General features: G+C 67.7%; 15 protein-coding genes. 3 read left to right on the forward strand and 12 right to left on the reverse strand.

Annotated features, from left to right (window positions below; all coding sequences use genetic code 11):
* Nucleotides 1–155 precede the first annotated feature (155 nt).
* The 9 genes from lpdA to gloB all read right to left on the reverse strand — a co-directional run bounded on the left by lpdA (nt 156) and on the right by gloB (nt 12,447).
* Nucleotides 156–1,556: a dihydrolipoyl dehydrogenase gene (gene lpdA, locus MFF22_RS17765; protein WP_238250393.1), complete on the reverse strand. Its 1,401-nt coding sequence runs from the start codon at nt 1,554–1,556 to the stop codon at nt 156–158.
* 64 nt (nt 1,557–1,620) lie between these two features.
* The gene (locus tag MFF22_RS17770) at nt 1,621–2,376 is read right to left on the reverse strand and encodes an SDR family oxidoreductase (protein WP_283206189.1); all 756 of its coding nucleotides are present in this window, start codon (nt 2,374–2,376) and stop codon (nt 1,621–1,623) included.
* A 43-nt stretch (nt 2,377–2,419) separates the two neighbouring features.
* Nucleotides 2,420–3,730, reverse strand: a complete 1,311-nt coding sequence (gene odhB / locus MFF22_RS17775; protein ID WP_238250395.1) for a 2-oxoglutarate dehydrogenase complex dihydrolipoyllysine-residue succinyltransferase — start codon at nt 3,728–3,730, stop codon at nt 2,420–2,422.
* Nucleotides 3,731–3,822: 92 nt separating this feature from the next.
* On the reverse strand, nt 3,823–6,825 hold the full coding sequence (locus MFF22_RS17780; RefSeq protein WP_238250397.1) for a 2-oxoglutarate dehydrogenase E1 component: 3,003 nt from the start codon (nt 6,823–6,825) through the stop codon (nt 3,823–3,825).
* Nucleotides 6,826–6,969: 144 nt separating this feature from the next.
* A complete protein-coding gene (gene sucD, locus MFF22_RS17785; RefSeq protein WP_238250398.1) occupies nt 6,970–7,854 on the reverse strand; it encodes a succinate--CoA ligase subunit alpha in 885 nt (294 codons plus the stop codon).
* A 2-nt stretch (nt 7,855–7,856) separates the two neighbouring features.
* Nucleotides 7,857–9,053: an ADP-forming succinate--CoA ligase subunit beta gene (sucC, locus tag MFF22_RS17790; RefSeq protein ID WP_238250399.1), complete on the reverse strand. Its 1,197-nt coding sequence runs from the start codon at nt 9,051–9,053 to the stop codon at nt 7,857–7,859.
* Nucleotides 9,054–9,170: 117 nt separating this feature from the next.
* Entirely contained in the window at nt 9,171–10,133 is a 963-nt protein-coding gene (mdh, locus tag MFF22_RS17795) for a malate dehydrogenase (RefSeq protein WP_238250403.1), read from the reverse strand.
* A 615-nt stretch (nt 10,134–10,748) separates the two neighbouring features.
* Nucleotides 10,749–11,408, reverse strand: a complete 660-nt coding sequence (locus MFF22_RS17800) for a TetR family transcriptional regulator (RefSeq protein WP_370877603.1) — start codon at nt 11,406–11,408, stop codon at nt 10,749–10,751.
* Between the two features lie 268 nt (nt 11,409–11,676).
* Nucleotides 11,677–12,447 carry a hydroxyacylglutathione hydrolase gene (gene gloB, locus MFF22_RS17805; protein WP_238250404.1) on the reverse strand — a complete coding sequence of 257 codons (771 nt, stop codon included), beginning with the start codon at nt 12,445–12,447 and terminating at the stop codon, nt 11,677–11,679.
* A gap of 206 nt (nt 12,448–12,653) precedes the next feature.
* Between gloB and MFF22_RS17810 the strand changes: the two genes are divergently transcribed.
* Nucleotides 12,654–13,388 (forward strand): class I SAM-dependent methyltransferase, encoded by a 735-nt coding sequence (locus tag MFF22_RS17810; protein ID WP_238250405.1) that lies wholly within the window; start codon nt 12,654–12,656, stop codon nt 13,386–13,388.
* A gap of 115 nt (nt 13,389–13,503) precedes the next feature.
* Nucleotides 13,504–14,217: a MarC family protein gene (locus MFF22_RS17815; protein ID WP_238250406.1), complete on the forward strand. Its 714-nt coding sequence runs from the start codon at nt 13,504–13,506 to the stop codon at nt 14,215–14,217.
* A 46-nt stretch (nt 14,218–14,263) separates the two neighbouring features.
* On the opposite strand, the gene MFF22_RS17820 is transcribed toward MFF22_RS17815, so the two are convergent.
* On the reverse strand, nt 14,264–15,316 hold the full coding sequence (locus MFF22_RS17820) for a hypothetical protein (protein WP_238250408.1): 1,053 nt from the start codon (nt 15,314–15,316) through the stop codon (nt 14,264–14,266).
* Nucleotides 15,317–15,584: 268 nt separating this feature from the next.
* On the opposite strand from MFF22_RS17820, the gene MFF22_RS17825 reads away from it, so the two are divergent.
* Nucleotides 15,585–15,749: a hypothetical protein gene (locus MFF22_RS17825; protein WP_238250410.1), complete on the forward strand. Its 165-nt coding sequence runs from the start codon at nt 15,585–15,587 to the stop codon at nt 15,747–15,749.
* A gap of 59 nt (nt 15,750–15,808) precedes the next feature.
* On the opposite strand, the gene MFF22_RS17830 is transcribed toward MFF22_RS17825, so the two are convergent.
* The gene (locus MFF22_RS17830) at nt 15,809–16,861 is read right to left on the reverse strand and encodes a cytochrome-c peroxidase (protein ID WP_238250419.1); all 1,053 of its coding nucleotides are present in this window, start codon (nt 16,859–16,861) and stop codon (nt 15,809–15,811) included.
* 103 nt (nt 16,862–16,964) lie between these two features.
* Nucleotides 16,965–19,049 (reverse strand): penicillin-binding protein 1C, encoded by a 2,085-nt coding sequence (gene pbpC / locus MFF22_RS17835; protein WP_370877599.1) that lies wholly within the window; start codon nt 19,047–19,049, stop codon nt 16,965–16,967.
* Between the last annotated feature and the right edge of the window lie 87 nt (nt 19,050–19,136).

Genomic DNA, 19,136 nt, shown 5'->3' on the forward strand with positions numbered 1-19,136 from the left:
GAGCGTGAGCGAAGCAATCCAGGGAGCCGCCTTCTTCTCAGACGTTTCGCTGCCCTGGAATGCTTCGCTGCGCTGGCAAAGACGGTGGGAGATGTCGCTCTCGTTCGCATTCCGCACCGATCTCCGCAGAGGCCGACCGGAGTGCGGCGGGTTCGTCACACGTGGATGGCGCGCTTGTTCACCGCCAGGGCGGCTTCCTTCACTGCCTCGGTGAGGGTCGGATGGGCGTGGCAGGTCCGGGCGATGTCCTCGGACGAGGCGCCGAACTCCATCGCCACCGCCACCTCGGCGATGAGGTTGCCCGCATCCGCGCCGACGATGTGGACGCCGAGCACCCGGTCGGTCTTCGCGTCGGCCAGCACCTTCACGAACCCGTCCGTGGTGCCGTTCGCCTTGGCCCGGCCGTTGGCGGTGAAGGGGAACTTGCCTGCGTTGTAGGCGATCCCGTCTTTCTTCAATTCCTCCTCCGTGCGGCCCACGGAGGCCACCTCCGGGAAGGTGTAGACGACGTTCGGGATCACCTCGTAGTTCACGTGGCCGGACTGACCGGCCAGGATCTCCGCCACCGCGACACCCTCGTCCTCCGCCTTGTGGGCGAGCATTGGCCCGGCGATCACGTCGCCGATGGCATAGATGCCGGTGACGTTGGTGGCGAAGTGCGAGTCGACGTGGATGCGGCCCTTCTCGTCTTTCTGGACGCCGGCCGTCTCCAGGCCGAGGCCCTCAGTGTAGGGGACGCGCCCGATGCAGACGAGTACGACGTCGGCCTGAAGGGTCTCGCCCTCCCCGCCGGCGGCCGGCTGCACCGTGACGCTCGCGCCCTTCTTGCCGACCTCGACGCCGGTCACCTTCGTCGAGAGCCGGAACTCCATGCCCTGCTTGGCGAGGATGCGCTGGAACTGCTTGCCGACCTCGCCATCCATGCCGGGCAGGATGCGGTCGAGATATTCCACCACCGTGACCTCGGCGCCGAGGCGCCGCCACACCGACCCGAGTTCGAGGCCGATCACACCCGCGCCGATGACGAGGAGCTTCTTCGGCACCCGATCAAGCTCGAGGGCACCGGTCGAGGAGACGACGACCTTCTCGTCCACGGCGATGCCCGGCAGGTTCGCCACGTCCGAGCCCGTGGCGATGACGATATTCCGGGTCTCCAGCATCTGGTTGCCGCCGTCCTCCGACAGCACCTCGACGCGGCCCGCCCCGGCGATCCGGCCGGTGCCGTGGAAGGTGTCGACCTTGTTCTTCTTCAGGAGGAACTCGACGCCCTTGGTGTTGCCGGCGACACCCTCGGCCTTGAAGCCCATCATCTTCTTCAGGTCGAGCTTCACCCCGCTCACCTCGATGCCGAGGTCACCGAAGTGCTTGTTCGCCTCCTCGAACGCCTCGGAGGCGTGGAGCAGAGCCTTGGACGGGATGCAGCCGACGTTGAGGCATGTGCCCCCGTGGGTGGCGCGTTTCTCGACGACGGCGGTCTTCAGGCCGAGTTGCGCCGCGCGGATTGCGCAGACGTAACCGCCGGGGCCGGTGCCGATGACGACGAGATCGTAGGACATAGTCGCTCGTTCCTTCGGTCCGGCGGTGGAGGCCGGACGTGTTAACTTTTCACGGGTGAGACGGTCAGCGGGCGCCGGACACGTCGAGGTTGGCGCCCGTCACGTAGGCGGCTTCGTCCGAGAGGAGCCAGACGACTGGTGCCGCCACTTCCGCAGCGGTACCGGCCCGGCCCATGGGCTGGCCGGGACCGAGACGCGCGACGCGATCGGGTTCGCCGCCACTCGCATGGATCTCCGTATCGATGATGCCCGGTGACACCGCGTTGACACGGATGCCCTCCCCCGCGACTTCGCGAGCGAGGCCCAGGGTGAAGCTGTCGATGGCGCCCTTCGAGGCGGCGTAATCGACATACTGGCCGGGTCCGCCGAGCCGAGCCGCGACGGAGGACAAATTCACGATCCCGCCGCCCGTGCCGCCGTGCCGGGTGGACATCCGCCGCACCGCCTCGCGGGCGCAGAGGATGCTGCCGACGATGTTGGTCGTCATCATCCGCTGCAGGCGCGCCACGCCCATCTCATCCACCCGGGCGGCGACATCGACGATGCCGGCGTTGTTGACGAGCGCCTTCACGGTCCCGAGCCGGTCGGCCGCCTCGAACAGGGCGAGGACGTCGGCCTCGATGCCGACATCGCTCCGCACCGCCACGGCCCGGCCGCCTTTGGCGGTGATCGCATCGACCACCGCCTGGGCGGACCCGGCATCCGAGACGTAGCTCAGGCAGACCGCATAGCCACGCTCCGCCAGCATCAACGAAACCGCGCGGCCGATGCCGCGGCTGCCGCCCGTGACGACGGCGACGGGGGTGAATTCTCCGCTCACGTCTCCGCTCCTCGCTTGCCGGTCAGCCGAAGGCTTCAGTCCCTCAGAGGTCAAGCACGAGCCGGGCCGGATCCTCCAGGGCCTCCTTCACCCGGACGAGGAAGGTGACGGCCTCCTTCCCGTCCACGATCCGGTGATCGTAGGACAGGGCAAGGTACATCATCGGCCGGGCCTCGATCTTGCCGTTGCGGACCACCGGGCGCTCCTCGATCCGGTGCATCCCGAGGATGCCCGACTGAGGCGCGTTGAGGATCGGCGTCGACATCAACGAGCCGTAGATGCCGCCGTTGGTGATGGTGAAGGTGCCGCCCTGCATGTCCTCGATGGAGAGCTTGCCCTCGCGGGCCTTCTTGCCGAAGCCGGCGATCTTCTTCTCGATCCCGGCGATCGACAGGTCGTCGGCGTCGCGCACCACCGGCACGACGAGGCCCTTATCGGTCCCGACCGCGATGCCGATGTGATAGTAGTTCTTGTAGACGAGGTCCTGCCCATCGATCTCGGCGTTCACCGCCGGCACATCCTTGAGGGCGCCGATCACCGCCTTGGTGAAGAAGCCCATGAAGCCGAGCTTCGTGCCGTGCTTCTTCTCGAAGATGTCCTTGTACTGGCTGCGCATCGCCATCACGGCCGACATGTCGACGTCGTTGAACGTCGTCAGCATCGCCGCCGTGTCCTGGGCGTCCTTGAGGCGGCGGGCGATGGTCTGGCGGAGCTTGGTCATCCGCACCCGCTCTTCGCGGGAGGCATCGTCCGGTGCGGAGGGCGCGCGGGGCAGGCTCGGGCGGGCTTCCTTCGCCGGGGCCGCAGCAGGGCCCTTCGCGATGGCGCCGAGCATGTCGCCCTTGGTGACGCGGCCGTCCTTACCCGAGCCGTTGACGCCCGACGGATCGACGCCGGATTCCCGGGCGAGCTTGGCGACGGCGGGGCCGTTATCGCCCACCGGCCGCTGCTGGGCCGGGGCGGCCTCGCTGTGGTTGCCGTAGCCGGCACCACCCTCGGGGGCCTTCGCCTCGGCGGGCTTCGGGCTCTCGCTGCGGCTCTCGGCCTTGGTCTCGGCCGTCTGCTTCGGGGCCTCCTTGGCGGCGGCCTTCGGCTCAGGCTTCTTAGCGCCGGCCGTCGCGTCGACGATCGAGCCGAGCACCGCACCCGGCTCCACCGTCTCACCGTCCTTGACCAGGATCTCGCCCAGCTCGCCCGCGGCGGGGGCGTTGACCTCAAGGGTGACCTTGTCGGTCTCGAGTTCCACCAACGGCTCGTCGGCGGCCACCGAATCGCCGGGCTTCTTGAACCAGCGGCCGATCGTGGCCTCGCTCACGGATTCCCCGAGCGTCGGGACGAGGATATCGGTTGCCATGGTCTCGCTCTGTCAGGTCGGCGGGTCCTTGAAGGACCCTGGAACGGTGCGGCGGCCGCCGGAAATGCGACCGCCGGAGTGTCGGGATGGGTTCAGACCGCCAGGGCCTCGTTGAGGAAGGCCTGGAGCTGCGCTTGGTGCTTCGACATCAGGCCCACCGCCGTCGAGGCGGAGGCCGGACGGCCGACATAGCGGGCCCGCGATACGGGGGAGTTGGCCTGGCCCAGGACCCATTCGAGATACGGCTCGACGAAGGACCACGCGCCCATGTTCTTGGGCTCTTCCTGGCACCACACAACGTCCGCATTGCGGAAGCGGGCCATCTCGTTGGCCAGCGCCTTGAGCGGGAACGGATAAAGCTGCTCCACACGCATCAGGTAGATATCGGTGATGCCGCGCTTCTCGCGCTCTTCCAGCAGGTCGTAATAGACCTTGCCCGAGCACAGCACGACCCGGCGGATCTTGTCGTCGCGAACCAGCTTGTACTCGCTGCCCTCGCTCTCAGCCTCGTCCCAGAGGACGCGGTGGAACGTCGAGCCCTCGGCGATGTCCGACAGCTTCGACACCGCCCGCTTGTGCCGCAGCAGCGACTTCGGCGTCATGAGGATGAGCGGCTTGCGAAAGTCGCGCTTCAGCTGGCGGCGCAGGATGTGGAAGTAGTTCGCCGGCGTCGTGCAGTTGGCGACCTGGATGTTGTCTTCGGCGCAGGCCTGAAGATACCGCTCCAGGCGAGCGGAGGAGTGTTCCGGCCCCTGCCCCTCGTAGCCGTGCGGCAGCAGCAGGACGAGGCCGGACATGCGCAGCCACTTGCGCTCGCCGGACGCGATGAACTGGTCGAACACCACCTGCGCGCCGTTGGCGAAGTCGCCGAACTGCGCTTCCCACAGCACCAGGGCGTTCGGTTCGGCCAGCGAATAGCCGTACTCGAAGCCGAGCACCGCCTCCTCCGAGAGCATCGAATTGATGATCTCGATGGAAGCCTGCCCGTCGCGGATGGCGTTGAGGGGCGTGAAGCGTTGCTCGTTCTCCTGGTCGATCACCACCGCGTGGCGCTGGGAGAACGTGCCGCGCTCAACGTCCTGGCCCGAAAGGCGGACCCGGTTGCCGTCGAGCAGCGTCGCCCCGAAGGCCAGGGCCTCGGCGGTCGCCCAGTCGATGCCGGCGCCGGTCTCCACTGCCTTGGCGCGGTTGTCCATGAAGCGCTGGATCGTGCGGTGCAGGTGGAAGCCGGGAGGCGCCTGGGTGATTTTCCGGGCGATCTCCTGAAGGGTCTCCGCGGGCACGGCGGTGCGGCCCCGGCGGGGATCGTCCACGTCCTCATGGACGGCCTTCACGCCGGACCAGCGCCCGTCGAGCCAGTCGGCCTTGTTGGCCTTGTAGTTCGTGGCGATGTCGAACTCGCTGTCGAGCATCCCGCGGAACTCGGCTTTACGGGCGTCCAGGGCCTCCTGGGTGAGGGTGCCGTTCTCCACCAGCTTGCGGCCGTAGGTTTCCAGCACGGTCGGATGCTTGCGGATCCGCTGGTACATCTTCGGCTGGGTGAAGGCCGGCTCGTCGCCCTCGTTGTGGCCGAAGCGGCGGTAGCACAGCATGTCGATGACGACGGGCTTGCCGAACTTCTGCCGGTACTCAACGGCGATCTTCGCCGCGAATGTCACGGCCTCGGGATCGTCGCCGTTGCAATGGAAGATCGGTGCCTCGACCATCTTCGCCACGTCGGACGGGTAGGGCGAGGAACGCGAGAAGCGCGGATCGGTGGTGAAGCCGATCTGGTTGTTGATGATGAAGTGCACCGAGCCGCCCGTGCGGTGACCCTTCAGACCGGACAGGCCGAAGCACTCGGCCACCACGCCCTGGCCGGCGAAGGCGGCGTCGCCGTGGATCAGCAGCGGCAGGACGGTGCGGCGCTCGACATTGGGCTTAGCCCACTGGTCCTGCTTGGCGCGCACCTTCCCCAGCACCACCGGATCGACGATCTCCAGGTGTGACGGATTGGCGGTGAGCGACAGGTGGACGTTGTTTCCGTCGAACGCCCGGTCGGACGAGGCGCCGAGGTGATACTTCACGTCACCCGAACCCTCGACCTCCGCCGGGGAGGCCGAGCCGCCCTTGAACTCGTGGAAGACCGCCCGGAAGGGCTTGGCCATCACGGTGGTGAGGGTGTTCAGGCGGCCGCGATGGGCCATGCCGAACACGATCTCGCGCACGCCCAGCGCGCCACCACGCTTGATGATCTGCTCCAGAGCCGGGATCATCGCCTCGCTGCCGTCGAGGCCGAAGCGCTTGGTGCCGGTGTACTTGAGGTCGAGGAATTTTTCGAAACCTTCAGCCTCGATGAGCTTATTGAGAATGGCTCGCCGACCTTCGGGCGTAAAAGAAATCTCCTTGTCCTTGCCCTCGATGCGCTCCTGGATCCACGCCTTCTCGGCGGGGTCGGAGATGTGCATGAACTCGACGCCGAGCGTCTGGCAGTAGGTCCGCTCCAGGATATCCACGATCTCGCGGATCGTCCCGAACTGCAGGCCGAGCACGTTGTCGAGGAAGATCGGGCGGTCGTAATCGGCTTCGGTGAAGCCGTAATGCTGCGGGTGCAGCTCCTCGTGGTCGCCGCGCGGGGCCAGACTCAGCGGGTCGAGCTTGGCATGGAGGTGGCCGCGCATGCGGTAGGAGCGGATCAGCATGATCGCCCGCACCGAATCCTTGGTCGCCTGCTCGACGGAGACGCCGGTGGTGGCCAGGACGCCGCCCGCGGCGGCATCGACGGGCTTGCCGGGAAGCGCCTCGCCCTTCTTCTCCCGGGCGACGATCTTATCGCCGACGGCCTTCTCCAGGGCGGCCCAGTTGCCGTCCATGGCCGAGACCAAGTCGCCGTTCAGGGGCACCGGCCAGTTGGCCCGCTCCCACGAGGCGCCCGCGGCGTTCTTCTCGACGAGGGTCTCGTCCTCGCCGAGCGCCTTGAAGAAGTTCTGCCACTCGGGGTCGACGGAGTGGGGGTTGCGCGCGTAGGCCGCCTGCAATTCCTCGATATAGGCGGCGTTCGCGCCGTAGAGGAACGAGGTTTCGAGGAGCGCTTCGTTCACGTCCTGGCGTGCCATGGTCCGTCCATCCTGTCGCTCGGGCGGGCGGCGGAGCCACCCGCATCGCGGTGCCGGGTCTTCGCCGGCTTCGGAAAGCGGTGAAGGGCGCCCCTGCGCCCCCCACCCGATCGTGTCGTTCAAACCCCGGAGAGACCGGAGCCGTTAGCCCTTCAGCACCTCGACCAGGGTCGAGCCGAGGCGAGCCGGCGACGGCGAGACGCGGATGCCCGCCGCCGCCATCGCCGCGATCTTATCCTCGGCCCCGCCCTTGCCGCCCGAGATGATGGCGCCGGCATGGCCCATGCGGCGGCCGGGGGGCGCCGTGCGGCCGGCGATGAAGCCGACCATCGGTTTCTTGCGGCCGCGCTTGGCCTCGTCGCGGAGGAACTGCGCCGCCTCTTCCTCAGCGGAGCCACCGATCTCGCCGATCATCACGATCGACTCGGTCTTGTCGTCGGCCAGGAACAGCTCGAGCACGTCGATGAACTCGGTGCCCTTCACCGGATCGCCGCCGATGCCGACCGCGGTGGTCTGGCCGAGGCCGGCCGAGGAGGTCTGGAACACCGCCTCGTAGGTCAACGTCCCGGAACGCGAGACGATGCCAACGGAGCCCTGACGAAAAATGTTGGCCGGCATGATGCCGATCTTCGACTGCCCCGCCGTGACGATACCGGGGCAGTTCGGGCCGACGAGGCGCGACTTCGAACCGGTCAGCGCCCGCTTCACCCGCACCATGTCGAGCACGGGAATGCCCTCGGTGATGCAGACGATCAGCGGGATCTCGGCGCTGATCGCCTCGCAGATCGCGTCCGCGGCGCCGGGCGGCGGCACGTAGACGACGGAGGCGTCGGCGCCCGTGGCGTCCCGGGCCTCGGCGACGGTGTCGAACACCGGCAGGCCGAGATGGGTCGAGCCGCCCTTTCCGGGGGAGGTGCCGCCGACCATCTTGGTGCCGTAGCTGAGGGCCTGCTCGGAGTGGAAGGTCCCGTTCTTGCCGGTGAAGCCCTGGCAGATGACCTTGGTGTTGGCGTCGATCATCACCGACATGATCAGGCTCCCTTCACGGCGGCGACGATCTTCTGGGCGGCATCGTCCAGGTCGTCGGCCGGTATGACGTTCAGGCCGGAGGCGCGGATGATCTCCTTGCCCTGCTCGACGTTGGTGCCTTCGAGGCGCACCACCAGCGGGACCTGAAGGCCCACCGCCTTGACCGCCGCGATCACGCCATTGGCAATCACGTCGCACTTCATGATCCCGCCGAAGATGTTGACGAGGATGCCCTTCACGTTCGGGTCGGCGGTGATAATCTTGAACGCCGCCGTCACCTTCTCCTCCGAGGCGCCGCCGCCCACGTCGAGGAAGTTGGCCGGGCTTTCGCCGTAGAGCTTGATGATGTCGAGGGTGGCCATGGCCAGACCCGCGCCGTTCACCATGCAGCCGATCGTTCCGTCGAGGGCGATGTAGGCGAGGTCGTACTTCGACGCCTCGATCTCCTTGGCGTCCTCCTCGGTCTCGTCGCGGAGTGCAACGATGTCCGGGTGGCGGTAGAGGGCATTCGAATCGAAGGCCATCTTGGCGTCGAGGCACTTGAGGTGCCCGTCGCCGGTCAAGACCAGCGGGTTGATCTCCAAGAGGCTCATGTCCTTGGCGACGAACGCCTTGTAGAGCTTGTCGGTGACGTCGGCCGCCTCCTTGGCCTGGGCGCCCGTGAGGCCCAGCGCCTTGGCGACCGCGCGGCCGTGGTGGGGCATCACGCCCGTGGCCGGATCGACCGGGATCGTGTGGATCTTCTCAGGGGTATCGTGGGCGACCGCCTCGATATCCATGCCGCCCTCGGTGGAGACCACGAAGGCGACGCCGCCGGTCTCCCGGTCCACCAGCATCGACAGGTAGAACTCGGCGGCAATCTGCGCGCCTTCCTCGATGTAGAGGCGGTTCACCTGCTTGCCGGCCGGGCCGGTCTGGATCGTCACGAGCGTCTGGCCGAGCATTTCGCCGGCATACTGCTTCACCTCGTCCACGGACTTGGTGACGCGCACGCCGCCCTTGGCGCCGGCCGGGGCGCCGACGAACGTGCCCTTGCCGCGACCGCCGGCATGGATCTGGCTCTTCACGACCCAGACCGGACCGCCGAGCTCCTTAGCAGCCGCCTCGGCCTCCGAGGCATTGAAGATCGCCACACCGCGGGAGACCGGCAGGCCGAATTCCCGCAGGACCGCCTTGGCCTGGTATTCGTGGATGTTCATCGGAGCCTCTTATGAGGAGCGAATAGGGAATAGCGAAGAGCGAATAGTTTTCGGGAGATGCGGTGGAGGCGTTGCGCCGCCTATTCGCTACTCCCTATTCGCTATTCGCTCGGCGGCTCACGCCAGGGTGGAGTCCACACCCTTACACGCTTCGATGAGGCCCTTCACCGAGTTGACGGACTTCTCGAACATCGCCTTTTCGTCGCCGTTGAACTCGACTTCCAGAACCTTTTCGACGCCGCCCGCGCCGATCACCACCGGCACGCCGATGAACAGGCCGTCGATGCCGTACTGGCCGTCTAGATGGGCGGCGCAGGGCAGCACGCGGCGCTTGTCGCGCAGGTAGCTCTCGGCCATCGCGATGGCCGAGGAGGCCGGGGCGTAGAAGGCCGAGCCGGTCTTGAGCAGGTTGACGATCTCGCCGCCGCCCTTGCGGGTCCGCTCGACCATCGCGTCGAGCCTCTCCTGGGTGGACCAGCCGAGCTTGATCATGTCGGGAAGCGGCACGCCGGCGATCGTCGAGTAGCGGACCAGCGGCACCATGTCGTCGCCGTGGCCGCCGAGCACGAAGGCGGTGACGTCCTCCACCGAGACCTTGAACTCCTCGGCCAGGAAGTGGCGGAAGCGGGCCGAGTCGAGCACGCCGGCCATGCCGACGATCTTGTTCTTCGGCAGGCCCGAGAACTTCTGCAGCGCCCACACCATCGCATCGAGGGGGTTGGTGATGCAGATCACGAAGGCGTCCGGCGCATGCGCCTTGATGCCCTCGCCCACCGCCTGCATGACCTTGAGGTTGATGCCGATCAGGTCGTCGCGGCTCATCCCCGGCTTGCGCGGCACGCCGGCGGTGACGATCACCACGTCGGCCCCGGCGATGGCGGAGTAGTCGCTGGCGCCGGCGAGCTTCGCGTCGAAGCCCTCGACCGGGGCGGCCTCGGCGATGTCGAGGGCCTTGCCCTGCGGGACGCCGTCGACGATGTCGAACAGCACGATGTCGCCCAATTCCTTGAGTCCGGCCAGCAGGGCCAGGGTCCCGCCGATCTGGCCGGCACCGATGAGGGCGATCTTGCTGCGTGCCATGTCGGTTGTGCCTCCTGTGAAACCGTGCGTCCGGGCGCGTGAGGGCTTGCTCCGGCGTGCGATGCACCGGGTCGTTCGCGACCGAAATTCTGCGCGGCTGTGTGGCGGAAAAGCACCGTGGCTTCAACCCGATGCAGCTTGGCCATAAGGCCCGCTCATCAGCGCGGACGTACCGCGCATCGCCGGCTTGGTTCGGGAAACCGCTGTGCTGCGAGGGTTTTAGGTGCGATGCAGCGAGGCTGGAAACCGCAATGACAGATCGCGGAACCTGTCATTTTGCATTTTCGTGATCGGGGGGAGATCGCAGTGGCGGCGAGCGGAACGGCGTTTGTCGTCTGGCAAACCCGTCATTGCGAGCGAAGCGAAGCGATCCAGAGATTCGCGTCGTCCTGAGGCGGCCAGCTGCCCTGGATTGCTTCGCTTCGCTCGCAATGACGGTGGGGACTTTCAGGGAGCGCCAAAAGTTCGCAGTCTTACCCTCGGTGTGGATACGAACTGCAGAGATCACACTGAAAGGAAGATCCGCGAGTTGCCGACAAAAGGCGCCTGCCCAGCCTTGCCATTCGCCGGGAGCACAGAAAAAAGGACCGCGCGGACGCGATCCCGGAAGAAGCCTCAGAGAATGCCGGCCCGCAGCACCCGCTGAATCGCATGGATCACCGCGCCGAAGCGGGCCTCGATCAGGTCCCGCGGCACATCCGCATCGTGCTGGATCGCCAGGGGGTGGGTGAAGCGGTAGCTCGCATCGAAGATGTAGGCGATGGCCCGCTCCCGGTCCCGGGCGGAGAAGATACCCGAGGTGATCCCTTCCTCGACCACCCGTTCCACGAGGCTGCGCAGCCGCACCCGGTGCCGCCTTGCGATGGGCCGGGCAGCGACGGTGGCGTCGAGATGTACGGCGAACAGGTTCGGCTCGTTGGCGAGGGCATCCCGTTGGAGCGCCGCCAGGGCGACCAGCAGACGCTCGATCTTGTCGTCGGCAGGGTCGGGGGCGTCGGCGATCCCCGCAAGACGGGTCTCGACATCTCGCAGCCAACGGCCCGCGACGGCATCGAGCAGGGCGTCCTTCGACGGGAAGTAGCGGTAGACGTTGGCGTGCGTCATGCCCGCTTCGGCCGCTACGGCGACGACCGTCACCCTCTTCGGACCGAGCCGCGCAAGATGTTCCGTGGCGATGCCGAGGAGGCGGATATCCGCCGAGACGGGCGCACGCGCTTTAGCAGGACCACCGGCCTCGGCGGAGTCGCGCGGGGAGGCCGGGGCAATTCCATCGATGTCCGTAAGGTTCACCTTGAGTTCGCTCTCGTCGTCCTTCGACGAGTCGACATCCGGTCTCACGAATGGAAGCGGAAGGCGGGAAGAGGACAGGTGGTAGGGCGAGGCGGACCCCCATCGTTCCGGAGAGAAGCGCGGAAACGCTTCAGGTTGACGTTGCGGCTTCCCCCCGCGGGAGCCCGCGTGCTCACGCGGCTGCACCGCCGCTTATTCGTCCTATGTTCAAATTGTTTTGAGAACGCAACAAAATTTTCTCGCGACAAGACCCTCAGAAACGATCTTTCCACGACCTTAGAGTAACGAACACCTGTTCGGGTGAGCTGCCTGCTGGCAAATCGACGTTGTGAGCGATTTCCGAAGTGCCACACCGCAGGAAGGGATTGGTCTCGCGCTCAGTGGAAAGACGTGAGGGGATCAGGAAGCGGCCTTCCTTCCGGGCCGTCTCGGCTTCCGCGACACGGGCGCGCAGGGCCGCATTGTCAGGATCGGCGGCCAGGGCGAAGCGTCCGTTCGACAGAACATAGTCGTGGCCGCTGTACACCTGCGTCTCGCCGGGCAGATCCGCGAAGCGCTGCAGGGACCGCCACAGAACTTCGGGCGGACCTTCGAGGACGCGCCCGCAACCGAGGGTGAAGAGCGTGTCGCCGGCGCAGACGACCCCCGCCTGCTCGAACCAGTAGGTGATGTGATCGTTGCAGTGCCCGGGGGTCTCCCAGACCTGAGCGGCGAGCGATCCGACGCGGACCACATCCCCCTCCCCCACGGCGACGTCGACATCGGGGATCGACCCTTCAGCCTTGCGGGGTGCGGTGACGCGAGCCCCGGTCGCCCGCTTGACCTCGGGGATCCCCGCGATGTGATCCCCGTGGCGGTGGGTGACGAGGATGTCGGTCAGGCGCCAGCCCGTTTCGTCCAGGGCCCGGAGAACCGGAGCCGCCTCCGGCACGTCGATGGCAGCGCAGGCGCCCGTTTCCGGATCGCGGATCAGCACGCCGATATTGTCCGAGCGGCACAGGAAAGTCCGGACTTGCGCTTCCACCTCGACGCCCCTTCCCCCCGCCGGCCGGCCCGCTGGCGAAAAACTGTTTAAGCCTGTGGTGAAAAACCGGGATTCGCAAGCGACGGTTCCGCCGCTCCTTGTCGAGGACGCTTCCCGGCACCATTGATGCCCCTTAAAGCGGTGCGTCCCCATCCAAGCCGGGGGTCGCGCCGGGAGCGGGTGAGCTTGCTGCGCGTAGAAAGGCCATGCGCCTCGACGTCAACGGCCTGAGGGCCTTCTATGCCACGCCCCTCGGCGCCACGACCCTGCGGGTCGTCGGCCGCGCGGTGCATGGTTTCCTCGGGTCGGTTTCGGGTCTGCGCGTCCTTGGAATCGGTTACGCGACGCCGTATCTCGCTCCCGTCCACTGCATCGCCGAGCGGACGCTCGCCTTCATGCCGGCCTCCCAGGGCGTCGTGAACTGGCCGGGGACCGGGCGTTCGTGCACGGCCCTGACCGATCCCACGATGATGCCCCTGCCCGAGGCGGCGATCGACCGCGTGATCCTGGTCCACGCCCTCGAATCCGTCGAAAGCCCCACCGAACTGCTTCAGGAGGTCTGGCGCACCCTGACACCCGGCGGGCGGATGGTGCTTGTCGTGCCGAACCGGCGGGGGATCTGGGCAAGGCGGGAGGCCACGCCCTTCGGGCATGGTCAGCCCTACAGCCGCTCGCAACTCGGGCGCCTGATGCGCGATACCTTGTTCTCGCCCGAGGGGTGGGCCGAGACGCTGTACATGCCACCGGTGCGCTCCCGGGTGCTCCTGCGGACGGGGCCGATCTGGGAGGCCTGCGGCACCAGCCTCGCGATGCCCTTCGCCGGCCTCCACGTCATCGACGCCACGAAGCAGCTCTTCCGGCCGATCCCCGTGACACAGGTGCGCCGGGCCCGTCGCCTCGCCCCGGCCCGGGTCCTCGTGCCGGCGCCCGCGCCGGGGTAACGAACCTCCCGGCCACCGCGATGGTCCGTGCTTCGCTGCGTCCCCTTAGGGCGGCTTAGGGTGCGACCTGGCGTTGGAGCCGCCGCGGCGATGGCCGTACGGAGGGGGAATTAAGGTGAGCGTCGAGTCAGCGTTCCAGCATTTCCTGCTGGCTTTTTCCGGGCTGATCGCCATCGTCAATCCGATCGGGGGCTCGCTGATCTTCGCCCAGGTCGCGGCCGGGTTCAGCCATCTGGAACGGGTCGAGCTGTCGCGCCGGATCGGCGTCTACGCTTCGATGATCATGCTCGGCGCCCTGTGGGCCGGGACGCCGATCCTCAACTTCTTCGGCGTCAGCCTTGCGGCCCTGCGCATCGCGGGCGGCCTCGTCGTGATGTCCTCGGCCTGGACCCAGCTTAACCGGCCGGAGGCACGGGAGGCGCGCAAGCAGGCCGAGGCATCCGGATCCCGTGACCGGAAGGGCCCGGAGACCTCACCAGAACGCCGGGCCGACACGCCGCCCGCGGCGCTCACCGATATCGCGTTCTTCCCCCTCACCCTGCCCTTCACCACCGGCCCCGGCACCATCGCCGTCGCGATCACCCTAGGGGCGAGCCGGCCGGAGCCCTTCGCGGACCGCCTGGGCTTCTATTGCGGCATCTCCCTCGCCGCGCTGGGGGTCGCTCTCATCGTCGCCCTCGTCTATGGCGCGGCCGACCGGGTCGTCGCCCTGATCGGCCCGGCGCGGGCGCGCGTGCTCGGGCGGCTGTTCGCGTTCCTGCTCCTGTGCGTGGGGACCCAGATCCTCCTGACAGGCCTCCGGGACGCCTTCCCCGCCTTCAGCCGGTGAAGGCCACCTCCTCGCCGTGGGGCGACGGAGGCGGCATGGGGGGCGGTCAGATGACCGGCAGTTCGGAGAGGCCGCCGAACAGGGCAGCGTGGCCGAGGTAGTAGAGCAGCAGAAAGACGCCGAGGGAGGCTGCGTACCAAGCCGGCGCCATCACCGCGTGCCGGACGCGGACCTTCGCCCGGACGTCATCGGCGGCGATGCCGAGCAGTACGACGATGATCCCAGAATGGCCGATCGCGTCGATCTTCCCGAACTCGAACACGGCCGAGATGAAGACGCCGGCAAGGATCAGGGCGGCGGTGCGGCGCACCAGCGGTGTCCAGATCAGGGCGAAGGCCAGGGTGAATTCGATGACGCCTGCAGCCTGCATGAAGAGCTCAGGGCTCGCCCCCATGGTCATCGACGGCTTGGCGGCGATCAGCGGATCGGTCCACTGCGGATAGGCCCACTTCTCGACCGAGGCCCACATGAGCGTGACGGCGGCGGTCCAGCGAACGATGTCCAGGGGGCGGATGCCGAACGGTTCGATCTCAAGTCCGCGCAGGATCAGGTAGAGCGCCACCCCGAGGAAGACCGGGTAATCGGCAAGGTGGAACACCCCGTACTGCGCCGTGGCGGAGGAGAACAGGAAGACGATCCCGAGCCCGGTCAGCGGCATTGTCCGCCGCCAGATCAGGCAGGCGGCGAGGCCGAGCTGGAGCCACGGGATCCAGGCCACGTCCGTCGTCAGTTCAGGCGTCAGGATGACGTTGCCGAGACCCCAGAGGGACACGAAGAAGAACCCCACCGTGGCCCGTACCAGCAGCTCGGTGTCCGTGCGGATCCGTGTCGTCACCCTGTCGAGGGCGTTGAGCAGCGCAGTGCCGAGCGGCGTCCCCTCCGCAAGACAACCGAACATCAGGCAGACGAGGGCAAGGCCAACCAGCCATTCGAAGTTCAGGCACAGGACATTCTCGAGGCTGCGGGGCTGCCCGGCGATGTCGTAAGCGCAGAACCACTTCACGTGGGCGCTGGCTTCTCCTGACGCGGCTAAGCATAGCGGCGCCGCGAGCGCGAGGGAGGGAAGCAAACCAGAAAACGCTGTCCTGGGGGACTTCATAGGTTCCTCGACTCACGCGTCGGTCGTCTATGAAATCTATTTAAGTCGAATTCCCCCCGGTCCGCTAAGCCTTTGTTAATGAGTGTGCCCAGAAGGTTAACGCTGTGGATTCCGGGTTTGGGCGTAGGCGCTTCTGCCCGTGAGACTGGGATGCGGCGCCCCCTCCCGGCCGGGTCGGAACGGACCTCGGAAGCTTGGGGTTAAGGCCCGGCGTGTAGCGTGCCGACATGGCCGCGGGGACGCGACCGATGTAGGTGCGGAGAGTGTCTTGATGGTGGGATTGGCGAGCGCCTTGAGCCTCTGCCTCGGTGTCGTCTGCGCGGCCTGCGCCCCGTCGGCCGGGCTGCGTGCGCAGGCTTTCGAGACGTCGGGCGGCGTCTTCCTCGTCTCTGGACTGATCCTGCTCGGATCCGGCCTGCCGGTGTTCCGCTAGACCACGGCCGGCGCGGCCTTCATTTGCCTTGGCCAGGAGACATGCTCAAGGAGGCCCGTTCAGGGCTTCGGGGCATCCGGAGGGAAGACTGTGGACGTTTCTTCCCGGTCGGCCTCGGCGGTTAGTGTCGCCAGGAAGGCGAGAAGGTCGGCCTTCTCGGCGGGGGTGAGGTTCAGCGGCTTGATCTGCCGGGCGCGGCTGGGACGATCGATGCCCCCTCGGTCATAAAGGTCGATCACCGCTGAAAGGGTCGCCACTGATCCGTCGTGCATGTACGGGGCCCGCCGGTCCACCTCGCGCAGCGTCGGCGTCTTGAAGGCATATTGCAGGGCGACCGAACTCGGCATCAGCCTGCCCCGGCCGATATCGGAGCCGGTGGCGGTGCCGATATCTTGGAACGAATTGTCCGTGAAGGACCACCCGGAATGGCATCCGGCACAGCCGGCTCGGCCGTTGAACAGGTCGAAGCCCCGCTTGGCGGAGGCGGGGATGGCGTCCTCATCCCCGGTGATCCATCGATCGAACGGCGCCTTCCCCGCCACGATGAGACGTTCGAAGGTGGCAAGCGCCGCCTCCAGACGGTCGGTGCTCACGGCGGGATCGCCGAACGCGGCCGCGAAGGCGTCACGGTAACCGTCGTCGGCGGAGAGGCGGGCCACCGCGTCGGACAACTTGAGGTTCATATTGCTTGGCGCGGCGATCGGAACCCGCGAGACTGTTTCAAGGGACCGGAACTTGCCGTCCCAACCCAACGGTCCGTCCTGCCACGCCGAATTCAGGAGTGTCGGCGACCGGAGGTCCATTTCGCCGCCTTCCCGGGTGGCGGCCCGGGCCCTCCCGTCGCCCCAAGCAAGATCCGGCCGGTGACAGCTCACGCAGGCGCGGGTCTGGTCGCCGGACAGGATGGGATCGAAGAACAGCCTGCGGCCCAGCTCCGCCTTGGCGGGCGAATACGGGTTCGACTCCGGAAACGGGATTGACGCCGGCGGAAGGTACTCGGCACGCCATTCGGCACGACGGCCTTCCTCCGCCGGTCCTGCTGGACCAGCGGCGAGGGCGAGCGCCGTCAGCCCCGCCGCACCGGCGGCAAACGTAAGAAGTCTTACAAGCATCACATGTTATTATGGACGGGCGCTTATTGAGATTCCGTAAAGCCAGTCTCAAAGATCAAGGTAAGCACGCACTCACGATGGTAGCAGCATTCGCCGCGCCCGGTCACTCGATGCGAACGGCGACGCTGTCGCTTGCGCCCGTGGCGTCGAGAACGGAGATGCGCGCGAAGCCGGCGCCTTCCGGCGTCCAGACGGATTGCCGCCGGCTGGTCCGCGCGACGGGCATCCCGTCGATCATCCACGTGAGGGGAGGTACGCCCCCTGATGCCTTGAGGATCACGCCGTCGCCTTCTGATACGGCACCGCGGGCCGCCGGGTTCGCCAGCCCGAGATCCACCCGTGCCCCGTCCGGCGGATAGGCGATCCGCAGGGCTGCCGGGCCCTCCTGTGCACCGCCGCGGTCGAGACGGCGCAGGGGTGGCGGCAGGTCCGGGTTGGCGGCGAGGAGGGCATCCGCCGGACGGGGGTCGGCAATGGGTTCGCCACCGTAGCGTGCGAAGGCGTCGAACAGGATTGGAGCGGCCACGAGGCGACCGACGAGGCCCATGACCGCCGCCCCGTCGGGGCGTCCGACCCAGACGGCCACGGTGATGCGCCTGTCGAAACCGACGGCCCAGGCATCCCGGTAACCGTAAGAGGTGCCCGTCTTGTAGGCGATGCGCCCCGGCAGGGCGTTATCCGGCGGCGGCGTCCCGCGCAGGATATCGGCCACGTACCACGCCGCGACATCTCCGGCGATCGGCCTGCCGGAGCCCGGCGGCGGACCGGAGCCGGTCTCCCAGGCGGTCGGCGGCATGTCCCCGCCCCTGGCGAGACCGGCATAGAGCCTGGCGAGGTCGGTAAGGGTGAGGCTGAGTCCGCCGAGGGCGACGGGCAGGCCGGGTGCGGCCTCCTGTGGCAGGCGAAGGTCGGCCCCGGCGTTCCGCAGAAGCGCCACGAAGCGCGCCGGACCCACTGCCTCCATCAGCGCCACGGCGGGTACATTCAGGGACTGCTGCAGGGCGCGCCTGGCCGTGACCGTTCCCTGAAACGTCAGATCGAAATTCTCCGGTGCATAACTCGCTGAGAAGCGCGAGGGCCGGTCCTCGATCAGGGTTTCGGGATGGGCGATCCCCCCATCGAACGCCATCGCGTAGACGAAGGGCTTCAGGGCCGAGCCCGGTGAGCGGATGGCGCGGGACATGTCGATGGCGCCACGGCGGCTTGCATCGAGATAGCCGGCGCTGCCGACCCGGGCGATGACCCGGCCATCGCGGTTGTCGAGGACCACGATCGCCGCCGAGAGGGCCGGTCCGGCGGCCACGGCCCGTTCGGCCGCGAGGGCTTCCAGGCTCGCCTGCAGCCGCCCGTCGAGGGTGAGGCCGATGATTGGTGCGGTCGGGTTGGCGGCGAGGGCCTCTTCGGCCGCATGGGCGGCCACCATCGGGAATGAAAGCCGGATCGTGGGAACCGGCTCCGCCTTCGCCGAGGCCGCCTCGCCATCGCCGAGAAGCCCATTCCGGTGGGCGATGTCGATCACCCGGTCCCGCGCGGCCCGGGCCCGTTCGGGGAAGCGGTCGGGCCGGCGGGTCTCGGGGGATTGCGGCAGCGCCACGAGAAGGGCGGCCTGCCCCGCCGTCAGCCTCGCCGGCTCGCGGCCGAAATACGCGAGGCTCGCCGCCCGGATGCCTTCGAGGGAGCCGCCGAAGGGAGCCAGGGCGAGGTAGAGCTCGAGGACCTGAGCCTTGCCGAGCCGGCGTTCGAGTTCGACAGCCCGCACGGCTTGCCGGAGCTTGGCCTCCACCGAGCGTTTGGCCCGGGGCTCCACGAGGCGGGCGACCTGCATCGACAGGGTGGAGCCGCCGGACACGATACGGCCCCGTCCGAGCCCCTGGGCGGCCGCCCTCAGGACGGCGAGGGGGTCGATGCCGATATGGTGCGCGAACCGGCGGTCCTCGAAGGCGCGGAGCATGGCGAGGTAGCGTGGGTCCACCGCATCCGCCGTCACCGGCAGGCGCCAGCGGCCATCCGTGGTGGCGAAGGGGCGCAGCAACGCCCCCGACCTGTCGAGGATGACCGCCGAGCGCGCCCGCGCCGCCGTCAGGTCGAGGGGCGGCAGGGACTGCGCGTAGGTCCAGAGCGCCAGGAGACAGACCAGCGGGAGTACCGCGCAGACTTGCAGGAGAAGACGAGACCCCCCGCCCCGCATCCCTGATCTCCCGCCCGCCGGGCGGGATCGCCGCGGCATGGTCACGGTGCGAGGATGCCCTGTCCGGCGGGGTCGTTCAACCGCGCT

This window comes from Methylobacterium persicinum (assembly GCF_022179525.1).
Classification (GTDB): Bacteria; Pseudomonadota; Alphaproteobacteria; order Rhizobiales; family Beijerinckiaceae; genus Methylobacterium; species Methylobacterium persicinum.

Bases quoted from the DNA above. Each gene is read 5' to 3' on its own strand.
- lpdA (WP_238250393.1), bottom strand. From the start codon at position 1,556: ATGTCCTACGATCTCGTCGTCATCGGCACCGGCCCCGGCGGTTACGTC.
- odhB (WP_238250395.1), bottom strand. From the start codon at position 3,730: ATGGCAACCGATATCCTCGTCCCGACGCTCGGGGAATCCGTGAGCGAG.
- MFF22_RS17780 (WP_238250397.1), bottom strand. From the start codon at position 6,825: ATGGCACGCCAGGACGTGAACGAAGCGCTCCTCGAAACCTCGTTCCTC.
- sucD (WP_238250398.1), bottom strand. From the start codon at position 7,854: ATGTCGGTGATGATCGACGCCAACACCAAGGTCATCTGCCAGGGCTTC.
- sucC (WP_238250399.1), bottom strand. From the start codon at position 9,053: ATGAACATCCACGAATACCAGGCCAAGGCGGTCCTGCGGGAATTCGGC.
- mdh (WP_238250403.1), bottom strand. From the start codon at position 10,133: ATGGCACGCAGCAAGATCGCCCTCATCGGTGCCGGCCAGATCGGCGGG.
- MFF22_RS17810 (WP_238250405.1), top strand. From the start codon at position 12,654: ATGCGCCTCGACGTCAACGGCCTGAGGGCCTTCTATGCCACGCCCCTC.
- MFF22_RS17820 (WP_238250408.1), bottom strand. From the start codon at position 15,316: ATGAAGTCCCCCAGGACAGCGTTTTCTGGTTTGCTTCCCTCCCTCGCG.
- MFF22_RS17830 (WP_238250419.1), bottom strand. From the start codon at position 16,861: ATGCTTGTAAGACTTCTTACGTTTGCCGCCGGTGCGGCGGGGCTGACG.
- pbpC (WP_370877599.1), bottom strand. From the start codon at position 19,049: ATGCGGGGCGGGGGGTCTCGTCTTCTCCTGCAAGTCTGCGCGGTACTC.